The following is a 16,776-nucleotide window of genomic DNA, read 5'->3' on the forward strand; positions in this document are numbered from 1 at the left end:
CTCGGGCTGGGGAGCGTCGAGGGAGCCGGGCACGACGGACGACGCTACCCTCGACCTCCGTGAGCGAGAAGCCGTCACCCCCGGAGTCTGCGACGTCCGGCCGTGTTGTGTTCGACGAGCGGTTGTACGTCCCGGTGTGGTGGTATCTGATCGCCGCTGGGATCGGGGCGCTGCTCGGGGCGGAGATCCACATGGGCTACCCCGGGGTGCGCTCGTGGATCGGCTACGTGATCGCGATCCCGCTGCTGGTCGGATCGTTGTTCTGGCTGGGCCGCACCCGCGTCCGCGTCGACGACGAGTCCTTGACGATCGCCGACGAGACGATCCCGTTGAGCGCCGTGGGGCGGACCGACACCGTCGAGAGGCGGGACAAGCAGGTCGCGCTGGGGCCGCAGCTGGACCCGCAGGCGTTCCTGATGCACCGCGCGTGGGTGGGCCCGGTGGTGCGCATCGAGAACGTCGACCCGACCATCGACGAGCCGTACTGGATCGTCAGCACGCGCGACCCCGCGAAGCTGCGGGCAGTACTGGCCGCCGCGCGGCGCTGACGGCCGGGCCCGGGAACGTCGGGAGCCCGGCCCTGCCCCGGGTCGGGGGGCGGGGCCGGGCTCCCGGTCGTCGGTCAGGCTGCGCAGTCGCGGCAGATGAACTGCGCGCCGCGGGTCTCCGCGAGCCGGCTGCGGTGGTGCACGAGGAAACAGCTCGCGCACGTGAACTCGTCGGCCTGCTTGGGCAGCACCTTGACCGTGAGCTCCTCGCCCGACAGGTCCGCGCCCGGGAGCTCGAAGCTCTCCGCAGTGTCCGACTCGTCGACATCGACCGCGGACGACTGCGCCTCGTTTCGCCGCGCCTTGAGCTCGTCGAGCGAGTCCTCGGCCATGTCGTCGCTCTCGTTGCGACGTGGAGCGTCGTAGTCGGTCGCCATCTTTCCCACCCTCAACTTCTGCACTGTGTCTTCGCCGTGCCGCGACAACGTCGCGACCGCGGGGTTTGTGCCCGACCTCCACGTGATGCCGGTCTCAGTGCAGTGGCCCGGGCCGGCGCGGGTTGCTTCCCCGTGCAACGACCGACGGAGCGGTACTGACTGTCCCCCGGGGCCGAGAGGGTAGCCGAGGCCGGGCCGACCCGCCGCCCCGCCCGAGAACTCGTCGCCGAGCGGATGGCGGGATGGGCAACCGGCAGGCCGTATCGCGTTGATGCGGGCGCATCGAACGTGTGCGTGACACCCGTCGCGAGTCCGGCGTGCCGGGCCTGCGGGGGCACTAGGGTCTGCGCTCGTGCCCGATCAGTCCCTCGCCGAAGCGACGGCGTCCTCGCACCCGGGAGCCGACCCCGCCGCCGTCGGCCGTTGGCTCGCCGGTGAGCTCGGCGATCCCGCCTGGCAGGAGTGTTCGCTCGCACCGATCGGCGCCGGCCGGTCGAACCTGACGTACCGGGTCACCTCGGCCGCGGGTGCGGTGGTGCTGCGCCGCCCGCCGGTGGGCTCGGTCGCGGCGACGGCGCACGACATGGGGCGTGAGCGCACGGTCGTCGACGCGTTGCGCACCACCGCGGTGCCGGTCCCCCGGGTGCTCGCGTACAGCGAGGGCGGCGCGCCCGTCGACGCCCCCTGCTACGTGATGGAGCTCGTCGACGGTGTGGTGCCGCTCGAGGACCCGCCCGCCGGCTGGGCCGACGCGCCCGCCGACCGGGCCCGCGCGGGCGCGGCGCTCGTCGAGGTCCTGGTGGCGCTGCACGCCGTCGACCCGGACGCGGTCGGGCTGTCCGGGTTCGGGCGCCCCGAGGGCTTCATGTCACGGCAGGTGCGGCGCTGGAACTCACAGTGGGAGTCGGCGCGGGAGGGCGGGCTGACCGTCGGCGCGGACACGGAGTCCTCGCTCACCGCGCTGTCGTCGAGGCTCGCCGCCGCGGTCCCCACGACCCAGCGCAACACGATCGTCCACGGCGACTACCGCATCGACAACTGTGTCTACGACGCGACGGACCCCGGGCGCATCCTGGCGGTGCTCGACTGGGAGCTCTCGACGCTGGGGGATCCGCTCGCCGACCTCGGGTTGATGCTCGTCTACTGGTGCCAGGCCGAGGAGCATCCAGTCTGGCGGGCGGCGCAGCACATCCCGTCGCCGACGCGGCTGCCCGGGTTCCCGCTGCGCGCGGACATCGCGAGCTCGTATGCGGCGGGCTCCGGTCTCGACCTCGGACCGCTGCCCTGGTACACGGCGTTCGGGGCGTTCAAGCTCGCGGTCGTCCTCGCGGGCATCCTCGCCCGGGTGCGGGCGGGCTCGGTGCCCGCCGACATGGCCGAGGGTCTCGACGGGGCGGTCGACCCGCTCGTCGTCCTCGGCCACCACGTGCTCGACGAGGGGATCTCCTGATGCCCGCCTCCGGGGTGGCGTCGCGGCCGACGCGCCCCTACCAGCGGCGCCGCCGGGGTCCGGTCGTCGTCCTGGTGTCGGTCCTGGCCGTCGTCGCCCTCGTCACGTGGACGACGGTGCTGATCACGTCGGCGGGCCGGTCGGGGACGGCGTCGTGCCCGGCCCCCGCCGCCGGTGGGGCGGGCGAGGTCGTCGAGCCCTCCACGCTCGACACGGTGACGCCGGCGGCGGCGTCCGCGGTGAAGGTGCGGGTGCTCAACGGCGGCGGGCAGCGTGGGCAGGCCAACCTGGTCGCGGCCCAGCTCGGCGACCTCGGGTTCACCGAGGGCGGCGCGCCCGACAACGACCCGCTGTTCCCCGGCGGGGACCTGGAGTGCCGCGGGCAGATCCGGTTCGGTGCGACCGGGACCGCGGCCGCGGCGACGCTCGCGATCGTGCTGCCGTGCACCGAGCTGGTGCGCGACGCGCGTGCCGACGACACCGTCGACTTCGCCGTCGGCACCGCGTTCTCCGACGTGAAGCCGGGCCGCCCCGCGCGTGACGTGCTCGACCAGCTGGCCAACCCGCCGGCCGACACGTCGGGCGCCGAGGGCGGCACGGCGGGCCCGCCCCCGCCCGCGGTCGACCCGACGACGCTGCAGGAGGCGCGCGACGCGTCCTGCTGAGCAGGGGCCGGCCGGCCCCCGGCTCAGACCTGCGCGGCGCCCTGCTCCCGGGCCAGCGCGGCCAGCGCGTCGGCGATGCCGGGCGTGGCGACGAGGATCGCCTCCGCGCCGAGCCCGTCGTCGGGGGCGGTGGCACCGGGCGGGCCGGGCACCCGCACGACCGCGCCCGCCTCGGCGGCGATCAGCCCGGACGCCGCCCAGTCGTACCAGCTCAGCCCGTGCTCGACGTATCCGTCGAGCCAGCCGGTGGCCACCGCGCAGACGTCGAGCGCCGACGAGCCGGCCCGGCGCACGTCGCGCACCCGCGGCAGCATGCCCGCGACCATCCGGGCCTGCCGGGCGCGGCGCTCGGCCCGGTAGGAGAAGCCCGTCGCCACCAGGGACTGGGCGAGGTCGGTCTCCACGGTGACCGACAGCGGGCGGCCGTCGAGCGTCGCTCCCCCGCCTCGGGCGGCGCTCCAGGTGCGGCCCGACACCGGGTCGAGGACCACGCCCGCGAGCGACTCGCCGTCGAGGACCGCCGCGACCGAGATCGAGTACGCCGGGATGCCGTACAGGTAGTTGACGGTGCCGTCGATGGGGTCGACGACCCAGCGCGCGCGCCCGGCGTCGCCGCCGTCCTCCTCGCCGAACACGTGCTCGCCGGGACGCAGCCGGGCCAGCCGGGACCGGATCAGCGCCTCGACGGCCTCGTCGGCCGCGGTCACCACGTCGGTCGGGGACGACTTGGTGCGCACCGCCCCGGCGACGTCGCCGCCGGCGGGCTGCCGCGGCGGCGGGAGCGAGCGCAGGTGCTCGGCGGCCTCGCGCGCCACCTGCTCGGCGACGGCGCGCAGCACCGCGGGGTCGTCGGAAAGGGGCTCGGACTCGGCTCGGGCCTGCATGGACGTCATCCGATCACACGGGCACCGCGCCGATCGCCGACGCTCGGCGTCCGCGGGGTGGACCCGTTCGGCGGACGCGCGACGTCGTCACCGGACCGGCGCATCCGTCCCGGGGCGCGTCCCGTTCGTTCCGGCCGCGCGACCTGCGGCGATCGTCCTCCGGGAGGCCACTGGGGGCGCCGCGGCGACCGTCCGGCGCAGTGGGGCGGCACGCAACCCACGCGACGTGCGAACTCTCGGCGGCGAGGTAGTTACAATGACGCGGTACCCCGCCCCCACGAGGCCGGCCGAACACCAATCGACGGCGGTCCGCGGCGCAGCGAGGTCATCGATCAGTCCCGAAATCTCGACAGCCGGATCCCTTCGTGTCCCCGGCGAACAGCAGAGCGCACGCAGCGAGAGGGCCTAGGTGGCAGCCGCAGACTCCGCAACCCGCACCGACTCGACCGTCGACGAGGCGGTCGCGTCGGCTCCGACCCGCCGCCGCAAGGCGGGTACGACGGGAGCTCCCAAGAAGACCGCGACGAAGACGACGCGCCCGCGGGCCGGAACGGCCGGTAAGCCGGCCACGAAGAAGGCCGACGGCGAGGGCGACGGCGACGACGCCGAGCTCGACGGATCGCCCGAGGCGGGTGAGCTCGAGGACGTCGAGCTCGACGACCTCGAGGTCGACGACGAGCCCGAGACGGCCGACTCGGACGACTCCGACGACGAGGAAGAGGACGACGAGGAGGAGGAGCCGACCAACACCGGCGCCAACCGTCGTGCCCCGACCACACGCAGCTCGCAGCAGAAGCAGTCCGGCGACTTCGTCTGGGACGAGGAGGAGTCGGAGGCCCTGCGGCAGGCCCGCAAGGACGCCGAGCTCACCGCCTCGGCCGACTCGGTCCGCGCGTACCTGAAGCAGATCGGCAAGGTCGCGCTGCTCAACGCCGAGGAGGAGGTCGAGCTCGCCAAGCGGATCGAGGCCGGCCTCTACGCGGCCGAGCGGTTGCGCCGGGCGATCGAGGCCGGCGAGAAGGTCTCCCCGCAGCTGCGGCGTGACCTGCGCTGGATCGTCCGCGACGGCGAGCGCGCCAAGAACCACCTGCTCGAGGCGAACCTGCGTCTCGTCGTGTCGCTGGCCAAGCGCTACACCGGCCGCGGCATGGCGTTCCTGGACCTGATCCAGGAGGGCAACCTGGGCCTGATCCGTGCGGTCGAGAAGTTCGACTACACCAAGGGCTACAAGTTCTCGACGTACGCGACGTGGTGGATCCGGCAGGCCATCACCCGCGCGATGGCCGACCAGGCCCGCACCATCCGTATCCCGGTGCACATGGTCGAGGTCATCAACAAGCTGGGTCGTATACAGCGTGAGCTGCTCCAGGACCTCGGCCGCGAGCCGACGCCCGAGGAGCTCGCCAAGGAGATGGACATCACCCCGGAGAAGGTGCTGGAGATCCAGCAGTACGCCCGGGAGCCCATCTCGCTCGACCAGACGATCGGCGACGAGGGCGACTCGCAGCTCGGTGACTTCATCGAGGACTCCGAGGCCGTCGTCGCGGTCGACGCGGTGAGCTTCACGCTGCTGCAGGACCAGCTGCAGTCGGTACTGGCCACGCTGTCCGAGCGTGAGGCCGGCGTCGTCCGGCTGCGCTTCGGCCTGACCGACGGCCAGCCCCGCACGCTCGACGAGATCGGCCAGGTCTACGGCGTGACCCGCGAGCGGATCCGCCAGATCGAGTCGAAGACGATGTCGAAGCTGCGGCACCCGTCGCGGTCCCAGGTGCTGCGCGACTACCTGGACTGATCCCAGACAGTCGTACCCCCGGTGCCCGGGACGCCGTGTGCGTCCCGGGCACCGGTGCGTCCGGGCCCGGTACGGGGACAACCCTGCCCCGGTGCGCAGGTCAGCCCGGTGCCGCCGGAGGTCCCGGTCCGCATCGAGTCCGGCGCCGGTGACGTCACCGCCACCGGTCTCGACACGCCCCGTTTCCAGGCGACGGCGGGGGCGTCGACGATGAACCTCGACTTCGCCCGGCCGCCCGAGCGGATCGTGGTGCGCACCGGTCCGGGCAACATCAGTGTGCGGGTCCCCGACGTCGGGTACCGGGTCGAGACCGGGACCGGCGTCGGCACCCGCGACGTCGGGGTCCGGGTCGACCCGTCGGCCCCGCGGACGATCGTGGTGTCCAGCGCCGTCGGCAACGTCAGCATCGTCGGGCGCTGACGACGGACCGCGGCCACGACGGCGGGCCCGCACCGCATCCGGGTGCGGGCCCGGCCGTCCGCGGGGTGGGCGGGTACCGTCCCGGCGGGTCGTCGAGAGGGAGGCGTGCGTGGTGGAGGACCTCGACGACGGCGCGGGGCCGCGGGCTCCGGAGCTGGTTCTCGTCCGCCGGGCGGGCACGGGCGCGGACCTCGTCGCCGGTGTGCCGACGACGATGTGCTGTCTGCGCTCGACGGTGCGGGGCAGCCGCGCGGTGGTCTATCGCTCGGGGCACGGCCAGGGGGTCGTGGGCGTGGTCGACTTCGTGTCCGACGCCGTGGGGCGGCCCGGCCGGGGGTGGGAGGCCGACGGGGTGTACCGGCCGGTCGAGCCGCCGCTGCCGCGGGCCGACCTGCTGGCCGATCCCGTCCTCGGTCCGGTGTTCGCCCACCTGCAGAGCAGGCGCGGGCTGCCCGTCGCCGCCGCGCGCCGGCTGTGTGAGCTGCTGCGCGGTTCCGGGACCCACGCCTGACCCGACCACGGTTGCGGTGCAGGGTCGGCGCCGGCCCGATCCGGGTCAGGAGAACAGGTCGGTGTGCGCCGTCGCCCACTGCGCGAACGTCGTCGCCGGGCGTCCGGTCACGTCGGCGACGGTCGTCGTCGGGGGTGCGGGATGCGCGGCGGCGCCGGCCAGGACGGTGTCGACGTACCAGGCGGCGTCCCCGCCCATGGCCGGGGCCAGCGCCTCGATCGTCTCGTCGCGGCTGCCGACGACGAACCGGACCTCCCGGCCGAGTGCGTCTCCGAGGAGCCGGCAGAGGTCGCGGCGGGTCAGGGTGGCGGGTCCGGTGAGCGCGAGGGCGGCCCCGGTGTGGCGGTCGTCGAGCAGTGCGGCGGCGGCGACCGCGGCGACGTCGGCCATGGCGACCGGGGCGCTCGCGGCGTCGGGCCACGGCTCGGTGACGGTGGAGTCGGCGCGGATGCGGGGTGCCCACACCCGGGTGTTCTCCATGAAGTCACCGGGCCACAGGTGGGTCCAGGCGACGCCGCTGTCCTCGACGGCGCGGGTGACCGCGCCCCACCAGCTCTCGTGCTCCCCCGAGAGGTCGACGATCCGCCCCACCCCGGCGCGGGCGGCGGCCGCGGTCACCGCCGACGCGGTCGCCGGGTCGGGCGCGAGGTACATCCGGTCGACGCCGTCGAGTGCGGCGGCGACGGCGTCGGGGCGGCCCTGGTGGCCCTGCACGACCTGCACCCCGGCGGGCAGGGCGGCGCGTCCGGGGTCGACGGTGAGGGCGCGCACGTCGGTGGCGCCCGCGGCGAGCAACCGCTCGACGACCATCCGGCCGATGTTGCCGGTGGCCCCCGTGACCAGGATCGTCATCGCGCCTCCGCTCCGTGTGCCCGGCCTTGATCATTCCCCACCGGGCGCGGGAACGGTCGCGCGGTGCCGGGCCCAGGCGCGCGACGACGGCCCCGCCCGCCCGAAGGCGGCCGGGGCCGTCGCCTGTCGCGGGGCTCAGCCTCGCGACATCGGGACACCCATTCCCGGGTCGACCTGGTGCGGGCCGTTCTTGCCGGGCCGCACGTCGAAGTCGAAGATCGCCGTCGGGATGTAGACCGTGGAGCAGGAGTTCGGGATGTCGACGACACCCGAGAGCCGGCCCTCGATCGGCGCCGCGCCCAGGATCATGTAGGCCTGGATGGGGCTGTAGCCGAACTTGGTCAGGTAGTCGATGGCGTGCAGGCAGGCCCGCTGGTACGACAGGTGCGAGTCGAGGTAGCGCTGCTCGCCGTCGAGGGTGACCGAGGTGCCGGAGAAGGCCAGCCACTCGCTGTACTGCGGGTCGGTGTTGCCCGGCATGAAGATGGCGTTCTCGGAGACCCCGTAGGTCTCCATGCCGCCCTTGATGACGTCGACGTGCAGGTCCATGAACCCGCCCATCTCGATCGCCCCGCAGAACGTGATCTCGCCGTCGCCCTGGGAGAAGTGCAGGTCACCCATGGACAGGTTCCCGCCCTCGACGAACACCGGGTAGAACACCCGGGTCCCCTTGGTGAGGTTCTTGATGTCCTGGTTCCCGCCGTTCTCGCGGGGCGGGGCGGTGCGGGCGGCCTCGGCGGCGGCCCGGTCGAAGTCGGCACCCGACAGGCTGCCGAGGATCGCCGAGTCGGGCAGCGGCGGCAGCGCGAGCGGCGGGACGCGGCCCGGGTCGGTGTCGATGAGGGCCTGTTCGCGGGCGTTCCACTTCGCGAGCAGGTCGTGCGACGGCGCGGTCCCCATGAGGCCGGGGTGCACGATGCCGGTGAAGGAGACGCCGGGGACGTGGCGCGACGTCGCCTGGCCGCCCTGGAAGTCCCAGATGACCTTGTAGGCGTCGGGGAACTGCTCGGTGAGGAAGCCGCCGCCGTTGCTGGTGGCGAAGACGCCGGTGTAGCCCCAGCCCTGGCCGGCGAGGGGTCCGGAGTCCTCCTGCGGAATCGGGCCGACGTCGAGGATGTCGACGATCAGCAGGTCGCCGGGCTGGACGCCTTCGACGGCGATCGGGCCGGACAGCACGTGCACGCCGGCGAGCGGGGCGTTGAGGATGTCGTCGGCGGAGTCGTCGTTGACGATCGCGCCGTCGAACCATTCCCGGCAGTGGACGCGGAACGAGTCGCCGGGCTTGACGTGCACCTGGGCCGGGATGTCCGGGTGCCAGCGGTTGTGACCGATCTTCTCCTGGTCGGTGAACTTCTTGGTCGAGTCCAGGGGGAACACGACGTCGGGCATGGAGGACCTCCGATGTGTCGGTGCGGGAACCACGAGGTGCTGGGTCTGCGGCCGCGACGCCGGGCGTCGCGGGCGGGACGGTCGCGGCGGGGTGTCAGGTCGCGGCGGCGGTTCGTTCGGTGGTGACGGGCGCGGTTCCGCCCCGGGGTCGCAACGGCACCCAGAGTGCGGCGAAGACGACGATGCCGGCGACGGCGAAGATCGTCGCGATCAGGCCGGCGTTGCTGCCGCCCCAGTAGCCCAGCAGCAGCAGGGCGGCGGGCAGGGCGCCGGTGACCCAGCCCTGGACGGCGGCAACGGCGCCGGTGTAGCGGCCGAGGCCGTCGTGTGCGCGGCCGAGCAGGAGGTAGAACAGCAGCCACAGGAACGCCCAGTAGAGCCAGATGACACCGAACACGGGGTCGCGGAGCTGGAAGAAGTTCGCCAGCGAGTAGGCGACCGCGGCGACGGCGACGAACAGCGAGAAGTAGCCGAGGCCGGTTCCGTCGAGGTTCATGAGCAGGTTGAACGCGACGTAGAGGTAGGTGAAGCCGAACAGGTAGAGCCCTGATGCGTTGAGGATCTGGTCGGTGTTGCCGTTGGCGGTGAAGATGAGGTAGGTCGGCGTGATGACCTGCAGGACACCGACGAAGATGTTGAGCGGGGCGGCGGAGCGGCCCTCCACCCAGCCGAGGAGCATCGCGCCGTTGACGAACAGGACGGCGCCCACGTAGATCAGTCCGACGGCTCCCATGTCACGGCCTCGGCAGCCGGCGCAGGGCCGGGTTCGGCGGGGCGAGCGGGGTGCGTTGCGACGCCGGGCGCCGGGGCGGGGCCGAGACGACCGCGGGGGCGTCGGCGGTGGCGCGGGTCCGGTCGATCAGGCTCATGGCGGTGTCGGCACCCCGGCCCAGCATGGGCGCGGTGTACTGCCGTGCCGAGGCCGTGGCGCAGCCGGGGCACGGCGCGGTCGCGGGGGCGGTGCCGATTGGGGTGGTCAGGTCGAAGGCACCGTGGGCGTTACAGCGATAGCGGTAGAGGGCCACGAGCTCTCCTTCCACGTCGTTGTGGGGATTCCCGGAACCGGCGTGATGGCGATCACCGGAAACAATTTCCTGGGAAACTACGGCGTGTGACCGGGGCTGTCAACGACCAGCCCCGATCACCCGCTCCCGACGCGGGGAACAGCAGGTGGGAGCTGCTCAGAGCTCCTGGATGACGTCCCAGCGCAGGCCGTCGGCCACCGCGAGGAACACCCGCTGCTTGAGGTGCCGGTCGCGCACGACGACCGTCCCCCGCGGGCTCTCGTAGGCCAGCCCCTCCGACACCGACGTCACCGACCCGACCTCCGCCGAGTGCGCCCGCCGGATCAGCGCCGACAGCAGCCGGACGCCCTCGTAGCAGGACTCCCCCAGGCTGTTGAGCACGGGCGCGTCGGGGCCGAACCGGCTGAAGTAGGCCGCCGCGAAGTCGAGCCCCGGCGTCGTCCCCAGGTCCTCGAAGTAGCCGGCCGAGGTCAGCAGCCCGCGCGTGTTGCCCGCCCCCGAGGCCAGCAGCACGTTCTCGTCGATCAACGAGCTGAACCGCAGGATGTCGCGGTCCATCCCGCGCCCGCTGAACTGGCGGTTGAAGCACACCGCGTCGTCGCCGATCAGCAGCATCAGCACGGCCTCACAGCCGCTGGCCTCGATGCGCCCCAGCGGCCCCGAGAAGTCCGACGTCCCCAGCGGGACGTACATCTCGTCGCACACCGTGCCGCCGATCGCCCGCAGGTACTCCTTGGCGATGTGGGCCGACCGGCGCGGCCAGATGTAGTCGTCGCCGACGATCGTCCAGCGCCGCACCCCGACGGTGCCCGCGAACCAGTCGAGCGTCGGGCCCAGCTGCAGGTCCGGCGTCTCCCCCGTCAGGAACACCCCCGGGCGGTGCTCGCCACCCTCGTAGAGCGCGGTGTAGGCGTAGGGCACCCGGCCCCCGATGCGCGGGGCGACCGCCTCCCGCACCGCGGAGATGTGCCAGCCGGTGACGGCCTCCACCGCACCGGCGCGGATGAGCGCGTCGACCTCGGTGGCCACGACGTCGGGCGCCCGCCCGCCGTCGACGGGCAGCAGCCTCAGCTCGCGGCCGAGGACACCACCCTCGTCGTTGATCTCGGCCGCCGCGAGATCCGCGCAGCTCTCGCACGACGGCCCGAAGATGCCGGCCGGTCCCTGCAGCGGGACGACCAGCGCCATGGTGAGGACGTCCGGCCCGCCCGAAGGCGGGACGGTCAGCCGCTCGGCCTCCTGGCCCGGGGTCATGGGACGACGCTAGCGACCCGGTGGGCCCGGTTGTTACTCCGATCGTGGGTTAGCATGCGACGATGGCAGCGCGTCCGGACCCTTCGGAGCTCGTCGACGGCCCTGTCGAGGGCCGCGTGGGCCTCGTCGACGACGAGACCCTGCGCGTGCTGACCCTCGTGGAGCGCTCGGTCGAGCAGCGGCTCGACGAGGCCCTCAAGGCCCACGGCGGCGACATCGAGCAGTGGCGCATCCTGTCGTTGCTCGTCGCGCGCGGCGGCTGCCCGATGAACGTCGTGGCCGAGCACGCGATGATGCTGGCGCCGAAACTGTCCAAGCTGGTCGACCGGATGGTGTCGGCCAACCTGGTGCTGCGCCGCCCCGACGAGTTCGACCGGCGCCGCGTCCTCGTCGCCGCCTCCCCGCGCGGGCGCCAGGCCCACGCGGCGTGGGAGGAGGCCACGGCCGACGTGCGGCGCCAGTTCAGCGAACTGCTCGGGCCCGACGCGGAGCTCTTCGACGACCTGCTGCGCCGGCTGCGCAACGGACTGCAGGGGCCCACCCCGGCCTGACCGGTCTCAGGACGTCGGCACCGCCGGCGCCAGCAGCTCCACGACCCGCGCCACGACCGGGTCGACGTCGGCTCCCCCGCCGGCCGCCGCCACCAGCCGCTGCCGCATCCGCGGGTCCCAGAACCGCACCAGGTGGGCCGCGATCGCCGCGGCCGCGTCGTCGGGCGGCCGGTGCGCGAACTGGGCGACGATGTCGGAGACCATCCGCAGCTCCGGTCCCTGCTCAGCCACGCGCCGCCCCCACCGTCGACTCCTCCTGCGCGGGCGCGGCGCCCGCCGCGGCCGTCGACGGCGTCACCTGGACCGCGGTGACCTTGTACTCGGGGCAGTTCGTCGCCCAGTCGGAGTTGTCGGTCGTGACGACGTTCGCGCCGCTCACCGGATGGTGGAACGTCGTGTAGCAGACACCCACCGGCATCCGGTCGGAGATCCTGGCGCGCAACGAGGTCGCCCCCACCCGGCTGGCGAGCTCGACCCGGTCGCCGTCGGCCACGCCGCGGACCTCGGCGTCGTGGGGATGCAGCTCCAGGACGTCCTCGGGGTGCCACGTCACGTTCGCGGTGCGCCGCGTCTGGGCGCCGACGTTGTACTGCGACAGGATGCGGCCCGTCGTCAGGATCAGCGGGAAGCGGCGGTTGCTGCGCTCGCGCGTCGGCACGTACGGGGTGACGACGAACCGGCCCTTGCCGCGGACGAACCCGTCGACGTGCATGATCGGCGTCCCCTCGGGCCGCTCGGCGGTGCAGGGCCACTGCACGGAGCCGACGGCGTCGAGATGGGCGAAGGACACCCCGGAGAACGTGGGCGTCGTCAGCGCGATCTCGTCCATGATCTGCGCGGCGTCGTCGTAGTGCATCGGGTAGCCCATGGCCGCCGCGATCTCGCAGACGATCTGCCACTCCTGCTTGCCGGTCCGCGCCGGCATCACCGGGCGGACCCGGTTGATGCGGCGCTCGGCGTTGGTGAACGTGCCGTCCTTCTCCAGGAACGACGTGCCGGGCAGCAGCACGTGGGCGAACTTCGCCGTCTCGTTCTCGAACAGGTCCTGCACGACGACGAGGTCGAGCGCGGCCAGTGCGGCGTGCACGTGGCCGGTGTTCGGGTCGGACTGCGCGATGTCCTCGCCCTGTACGAACAGCGCGCGGAACGAGCCGTCGAGCGCGGAGTCGAACATGTTGGGGATGCGCAGGCCGGGCTCGTCGAGCAGGTCTACGCCCCAGAGGTCGTTGTAGACCTCCCGCACCGAGCCGTCGGAGACGTGGCGGTAGCCGGGCAGCTCGTGCGGGAACGAGCCCATGTCGCAGGAGCCCTGCACGTTGTTCTGCCCGCGCAGCGGGTTCACCCCGACCCCCGACCGGCCGATGTTGCCGGTGGCCATCGCCAGGTTGGCCATGCCCATGACCATCGTGGAGCCCTGGCTGTGCTCGGTGACGCCCAGGCCGTAGTAGATGGCGGCGTTGCCGCCGGTGGCGTAGAGCCGGGCCGCGGCGCGCACCTGCTCCGCCGGGACACCCGTGACCTCCTCGACGGCCTCGGGTGAGTGCGCGGGATCGGCGATGAACTGCTCCCACTCGGCGATGTTCTCGCAGCGGGCGTCCACGAACTCGCGGTCGACGAGCCCCTCGGTCACGACGACGTGCGCCATCGCGTTGACGATCGCGACGTTCGTGCCCGGGTTGAGCGCCAGGTGGTGCTCCGCCTCGATGTGCGGGCTGCGGACCAGGTCGATCGAGCGCGGGTCGGCGACGATGAGCCGGGCGCCCCGGCGCAGGCGCTTCTTCATCCGCGACCCGAACACCGGGTGGGCGTCGGTCGGGTTGGCGCCGATCACCATGATCACGTCGGCGTCGTCGACGGAGGCGAAGTCCTGGGTGCCCGCCGAGGTGCCGAAGGTCTGGTTCAGCCCGTAGCCGGTCGGTGAGTGGCAGACCCGCGCGCAGGTGTCGACGTTGTTGTTGCCGAACGCCGCCCGCACCATCTTCTGGACGACGTAGACCTCCTCGTTCGTGCACCGCGACGAGGTGATCGCGCCGATCGAGCCCACGCCGTGCTCGGCCTGGATCGCGCGCAGGCGCGCCGCGGTGTGGGTGATCGCCTCCTCCCAGGAGACCTCGCGCCACTCGTCGGCGATCGTGTCGCGGACCCGGGGCCGCATGACCCGGTCCGGGTGCGAGGCGTAGCCGAACGCGAAGCGCCCCTTCACACAGCTGTGCCCCTCGTTCGCGCCGCCGTCCTTGTGCGGCACCATCCGCACGAGCTCGTCGCCGCGCAGCTCGGCCTTGAACGAGCAGCCGACGCCGCAGTACGCGCACGTCGTGATCACCGACCGGGTCGGCATGCCGAGCTCGACGACCGACTTCTCCTGCAGCGTCGCCGTCGGGCAGGCCTGGACGCAGGCGCCGCAGGAGACGCAGTCGCTGGAGAGGAAGTCGGTGCCGCCCGGGGAGACCGCGGAGTCGAAGCCGCGGCCCTCGATGGTCAGCGCCAGGGTGCCCTGCACCTCGTCGCAGGCCCGCACGCAGCGCGAGCAGAGGATGCACTTGGCCGGGTCGAACTCGAAGTACGGGTTCGAGGTGTCCTTGAGCAGGTCCATGTGGTTGGCGCCGGCGTCGACACCGGAGCCGTAGCGGACCTCGCGCAGGCCCGTCACGCCCGCCATGTCCTGCAGCTCGCAGTCGCCGTTGGCCGAGCAGGTCAGGCAGTCGAGCGGGTGGTCGGAGATGTAGAGCTCCATGACCCCGCGGCGCAGCTTGGCCAGCTTCCCGGTCTGGGTGCGCACCACCATGCCCGGCGCGACGGGTGTCGTGCAGGACGCCGGGGTGCCGCGGGCGCCGTCGATCTCGACGACGCAGAGCCGGCAGGAGCCGAACGCCTCCAGGCTGTCGGTGGCGCACAGCTTGGGGACCTCGAATCCCGCCTGCGCGGCCGCACGCATGACCGACGTCCCCGGGGGTACCGCGACGGTCGCCCCGTCGATGGTGAGCTCGACGGTGGCCTCCCCCGCGCGGGCGGGCGTGCCGAAGTCGGGTTCTCTCAGGAGCGTCACCGGAAGTCCTCCGCGAAGTGCGTCACGGCGCTGCGTACCGGGAGCGGGGTGAGCCCGCCCATGGCGCACAGCGACCCGTCGGTCATCAGCTCGCACAAGTCCTCGAGCAGCACGAGGTTGGCCTCGCGGTTCTCACCGGCCCGGATGCGGTCGATCGTCTCGACCCCGCGCACCGCGCCGACCCGGCACGGGGTGCAGCGCCCGCACGACTCCTCGGCGCAGAACTCCATCGCGAACCGGGCCATCGCGGACATGTCGACGGTGTCGTCGAACACGACGATGCCGCCGTGCCCGACCATGGCCCCCGACGCGGCGAACGCCTCGTAGTCCATGGGCAGGTCGAAGCGTTCGACGGGCAGGTACGCCCCGAGCGGCCCGCCGACCTGCACCGCCCGCACGGGCCGCCCCGACAGGGTGCCGCCGCCGTAGGTCTGCACCAGCTCGCCGAGCGAAATGCCGAAGGCCGTCTCCAGCACGCCGCCGCGCGCGACGTTGCCGCCCAGCTGGAACACCTGGGTGCCCCTGCTGCGCCCCACCCCGAGCGCGGCGTAGGCCTGCGGGCCGTCGGCCAGGATCGTCGGCACCGACGCCAGCGACAACACGTTGTTGACCACGGTCGGCCGCCCGAACAGCCCCTCCAGCGCGGGGATGGGCGGCTTGGGCCGGACCACGCCGCGCCTGCCCTCGAGACTCTCCAGCATGGAGGTCTCCTCGCCGCAGATGTAGGCGCCGGCCCCGACACGGACGTGCACGTCGAAGGCGAATCCCGAGCCGAGGACATCGGGGCCGAGCCACCCCTGCCCGCGGGCCGCGACGATGGCGGTCCGCAGTGCCGCGACGGCGTCGGGGTACTCCGAGCGGACGTAGACGTAGCCTTCGGCCGCCCCGACCGCGTACGCGGCGATCGTCATCCCGGTGAGCAGGGTGAACGGGTCGCCCTCCAGCAGCATCCGGTCGGCGAAGGTGCCGCTGTCGCCCTCGTCGGCGTTGCAGCACACGAACTTCAGGTCCGACTCCGCGGCTGCGACGGTCTTCCACTTGACGCCCGTCGGGAACCCGGCGCCGCCGCGCCCGCGCAGGCCCGACTCGGTCACCGCGGTGACGACGTCGGCCGGGGCCATCGCGAGCGCCGCGCGCAGGCCGTCGAGGCCGCCGTGGCGTTCGTGGTCTGCCGGGTCGGCCGGGTCGACGACGCCGACCCGGGCGAACGTGAGCCGCTGCTGCGCGCGCATCCACGGCAGGTCCTCGACCCGTCCCAGGCCGGGGGCGGTGCCGTCGAGGAGCCCGGCCGCGACGAGGCCGTCGACGTCCTCGGGGGTGACGGGGCCGTACCCGACCCGGCCCGCCCCGGTCTCGACCTCGACCAGCGGTTCGAGCCACAGCATGCCGCGCGAGCCGGTGCGCACGACGTGGGCGCCGGCACGTTCGAGCAGCTCGGCGACCTCGTCGGCGCCGACCGACACCGCCGCCGAGTCCTTCGGCACGTAGACCGTCATCGGTTCTGCCCGATCAGTGCGTCGAGCCGCGCGGGGGTGACGCGGCCGTGCAGGCGCTCGCCCACCTGCACCGCCGGGCCGAGCGCGCAGTTGCCGAGGCAGAAGACCTCGTCGAGGGTGACGGCGCCGTCGGGCGTGGTCTGGCCCCGCGAGATCCCGAGGCTCGTGACGGCATGTTCGAGCAGCGCCTCCCCGCCGACGGCCTGGCAGGCCTCGGCGCGGCACACGCGCACGGTCACGCGGCCGGGCGGGGTGGTGCGGAAGTCGCGGTAGAACGTGACGACGCCGTGCACCTCGGCCGTGGACAGGTTGAGCCGGTCGGCGAGCACCGGGACCACCGACGGGGGGACGTGCCCGAGCTCCTCCTGCACCGCGTGCAGGATCGGCAGCAGGGCACCGCGGGAGCCGCGGTGGGCCTCGACGGCCCGGCTCACGACCTGGTCCACCCGTCCGGGGGGCGCCTCGATACTCATCGGCGGTCCCGACGATCACGCCTGCGTGTCATGCAGGTGACTG

General features: G+C 73.2%; 18 protein-coding genes. 7 read left to right on the forward strand and 11 right to left on the reverse strand.

Annotated features, from left to right (window positions below):
• The first annotated feature begins 59 nt into the window (after positions 1-59).
• Positions 60-548, forward strand: coding sequence for a DUF3093 domain-containing protein (locus AB7F12_RS08030; protein WP_428501973.1), 489 nt, complete (start codon positions 60-62; stop codon positions 546-548).
• Positions 549-622: 74 nt separating this feature from the next.
• On the opposite strand, the gene AB7F12_RS08035 is transcribed toward AB7F12_RS08030, so the two are convergent.
• Positions 623-925, reverse strand: a complete 303-nt coding sequence (locus AB7F12_RS08035; RefSeq protein WP_013675177.1) for a DUF4193 domain-containing protein — start codon at positions 923-925, stop codon at positions 623-625.
• 352 nt (positions 926-1,277) lie between these two features.
• On the opposite strand from AB7F12_RS08035, the gene AB7F12_RS08040 reads away from it, so the two are divergent.
• Together AB7F12_RS08040 and cei are read left to right on the forward strand one after the other, a co-directional pair.
• Positions 1,278-2,375, forward strand: coding sequence for a phosphotransferase family protein (locus AB7F12_RS08040; protein WP_428501974.1), 1,098 nt, complete (start codon positions 1,278-1,280; stop codon positions 2,373-2,375).
• Positions 2,375-3,040, forward strand: a complete 666-nt coding sequence (gene cei / locus AB7F12_RS08045) for an envelope integrity protein Cei (RefSeq protein ID WP_428501975.1) — start codon at positions 2,375-2,377, stop codon at positions 3,038-3,040. Before AB7F12_RS08040 ends, cei begins: the two co-directional genes overlap by 1 nt.
• A gap of 23 nt (positions 3,041-3,063) precedes the next feature.
• Here cei and AB7F12_RS08050 read toward each other — a convergent pair whose 3' ends face one another.
• On the reverse strand, positions 3,064-3,924 hold the full coding sequence (locus AB7F12_RS08050) for an inositol monophosphatase family protein (protein WP_428501976.1): 861 nt from the start codon (positions 3,922-3,924) through the stop codon (positions 3,064-3,066).
• A 409-nt stretch (positions 3,925-4,333) separates the two neighbouring features.
• On the opposite strand from AB7F12_RS08050, the gene AB7F12_RS08055 reads away from it, so the two are divergent.
• From AB7F12_RS08055 to AB7F12_RS08065, 3 genes are all read left to right on the forward strand, one after another.
• Positions 4,334-5,716, forward strand: a complete 1,383-nt coding sequence (locus tag AB7F12_RS08055) for an RNA polymerase sigma factor (RefSeq protein ID WP_428501977.1) — start codon at positions 4,334-4,336, stop codon at positions 5,714-5,716.
• A gap of 108 nt (positions 5,717-5,824) precedes the next feature.
• A complete protein-coding gene (locus tag AB7F12_RS08060) occupies positions 5,825-6,136 on the forward strand; it encodes a hypothetical protein (protein ID WP_428501978.1) in 312 nt (103 codons plus the stop codon).
• 109 nt (positions 6,137-6,245) lie between these two features.
• Positions 6,246-6,647, forward strand: a complete 402-nt coding sequence (locus AB7F12_RS08065; protein ID WP_428501979.1) for a hypothetical protein — start codon at positions 6,246-6,248, stop codon at positions 6,645-6,647.
• 45 nt (positions 6,648-6,692) lie between these two features.
• Here AB7F12_RS08065 and AB7F12_RS08070 read toward each other — a convergent pair whose 3' ends face one another.
• The 5 genes from AB7F12_RS08070 to AB7F12_RS08090 form a co-directional block, all read right to left on the reverse strand.
• On the reverse strand, positions 6,693-7,499 hold the full coding sequence (locus AB7F12_RS08070; RefSeq protein WP_428501981.1) for an NAD(P)H-binding protein: 807 nt from the start codon (positions 7,497-7,499) through the stop codon (positions 6,693-6,695).
• A gap of 135 nt (positions 7,500-7,634) precedes the next feature.
• Positions 7,635-8,888, reverse strand: a complete 1,254-nt coding sequence (gene fmdA / locus AB7F12_RS08075; protein ID WP_428501982.1) for a formamidase — start codon at positions 8,886-8,888, stop codon at positions 7,635-7,637.
• 94 nt (positions 8,889-8,982) lie between these two features.
• Positions 8,983-9,621 carry an AmiS/UreI family transporter gene (locus AB7F12_RS08080; RefSeq protein WP_428501983.1) on the reverse strand — a complete coding sequence of 213 codons (639 nt, stop codon included), beginning with the start codon at positions 9,619-9,621 and terminating at the stop codon, positions 8,983-8,985.
• A gap of 1 nt (position 9,622) precedes the next feature.
• The gene (locus AB7F12_RS08085; protein ID WP_428501984.1) at positions 9,623-9,913 is read right to left on the reverse strand and encodes a zinc ribbon domain-containing protein; all 291 of its coding nucleotides are present in this window, start codon (positions 9,911-9,913) and stop codon (positions 9,623-9,625) included.
• Between the two features lie 156 nt (positions 9,914-10,069).
• Positions 10,070-11,101, reverse strand: coding sequence for a substrate-binding domain-containing protein (locus AB7F12_RS08090; RefSeq protein WP_428501987.1), 1,032 nt, complete (start codon positions 11,099-11,101; stop codon positions 10,070-10,072).
• 128 nt (positions 11,102-11,229) lie between these two features.
• Here AB7F12_RS08090 and AB7F12_RS08095 point away from each other — a divergent pair, with 128 nt between their 5' ends.
• The gene (locus AB7F12_RS08095; RefSeq protein WP_428516436.1) at positions 11,230-11,718 is read left to right on the forward strand and encodes a MarR family winged helix-turn-helix transcriptional regulator; all 489 of its coding nucleotides are present in this window, start codon (positions 11,230-11,232) and stop codon (positions 11,716-11,718) included.
• Between the two features lie 6 nt (positions 11,719-11,724).
• On the opposite strand, the gene AB7F12_RS08100 is transcribed toward AB7F12_RS08095, so the two are convergent.
• The 4 genes from AB7F12_RS08100 to AB7F12_RS08115 are packed head-to-tail and all read right to left on the reverse strand — an operon-like array spanning position 11,725 to position 16,733.
• On the reverse strand, positions 11,725-11,949 hold the full coding sequence (locus AB7F12_RS08100) for a formate dehydrogenase subunit delta (RefSeq protein ID WP_428502337.1): 225 nt from the start codon (positions 11,947-11,949) through the stop codon (positions 11,725-11,727).
• On the reverse strand, positions 11,942-14,764 hold the full coding sequence (fdhF, locus tag AB7F12_RS08105; RefSeq protein WP_428502336.1) for a formate dehydrogenase subunit alpha: 2,823 nt from the start codon (positions 14,762-14,764) through the stop codon (positions 11,942-11,944). Before fdhF ends, AB7F12_RS08100 begins: the two co-directional genes overlap by 8 nt.
• The gene (locus tag AB7F12_RS08110) at positions 14,761-16,260 is read right to left on the reverse strand and encodes a formate dehydrogenase beta subunit (RefSeq protein ID WP_428502335.1); all 1,500 of its coding nucleotides are present in this window, start codon (positions 16,258-16,260) and stop codon (positions 14,761-14,763) included. The genes fdhF and AB7F12_RS08110 overlap by 4 nt, the downstream gene beginning before the upstream one ends.
• Entirely contained in the window at positions 16,257-16,733 is a 477-nt protein-coding gene (locus AB7F12_RS08115; protein WP_428502333.1) for a formate dehydrogenase subunit gamma, read from the reverse strand. Before AB7F12_RS08115 ends, AB7F12_RS08110 begins: the two co-directional genes overlap by 4 nt.
• Between the last annotated feature and the right edge of the window lie 43 nt (positions 16,734-16,776).

The organism is Pseudonocardia sp., assembly GCF_050250275.1.
Lineage (GTDB): Bacteria > Actinomycetota > Actinomycetes > Mycobacteriales > Pseudonocardiaceae > Pseudonocardia.

Excerpts from the sequence above, each read along its gene's own strand:
- cei (WP_428501975.1), top strand. The coding sequence starts at position 2,375 with ATGCCCGCCTCCGGGGTGGCGTCGCGGCCGACGCGCCCCTACCAGCGG.
- AB7F12_RS08080 (WP_428501983.1), bottom strand. The coding sequence starts at position 9,621 with ATGGGAGCCGTCGGACTGATCTACGTGGGCGCCGTCCTGTTCGTCAAC.
- AB7F12_RS08090 (WP_428501987.1), bottom strand. The coding sequence starts at position 11,101 with ATGGCGCTGGTCGTCCCGCTGCAGGGACCGGCCGGCATCTTCGGGCCG.
- AB7F12_RS08050 (WP_428501976.1), bottom strand. The coding sequence starts at position 3,924 with ATGCAGGCCCGAGCCGAGTCCGAGCCCCTTTCCGACGACCCCGCGGTG.
- AB7F12_RS08115 (WP_428502333.1), bottom strand. The coding sequence starts at position 16,733 with ATGAGTATCGAGGCGCCCCCCGGACGGGTGGACCAGGTCGTGAGCCGG.
- AB7F12_RS08110 (WP_428502335.1), bottom strand. The coding sequence starts at position 16,260 with ATGACGGTCTACGTGCCGAAGGACTCGGCGGCGGTGTCGGTCGGCGCC.
- fmdA (WP_428501982.1), bottom strand. The coding sequence starts at position 8,888 with ATGCCCGACGTCGTGTTCCCCCTGGACTCGACCAAGAAGTTCACCGAC.
- AB7F12_RS08095 (WP_428516436.1), top strand. The coding sequence starts at position 11,230 with ATGGCAGCGCGTCCGGACCCTTCGGAGCTCGTCGACGGCCCTGTCGAG.
- AB7F12_RS08035 (WP_013675177.1), bottom strand. The coding sequence starts at position 925 with ATGGCGACCGACTACGACGCTCCACGTCGCAACGAGAGCGACGACATG.
- AB7F12_RS08070 (WP_428501981.1), bottom strand. The coding sequence starts at position 7,499 with ATGACGATCCTGGTCACGGGGGCCACCGGCAACATCGGCCGGATGGTC.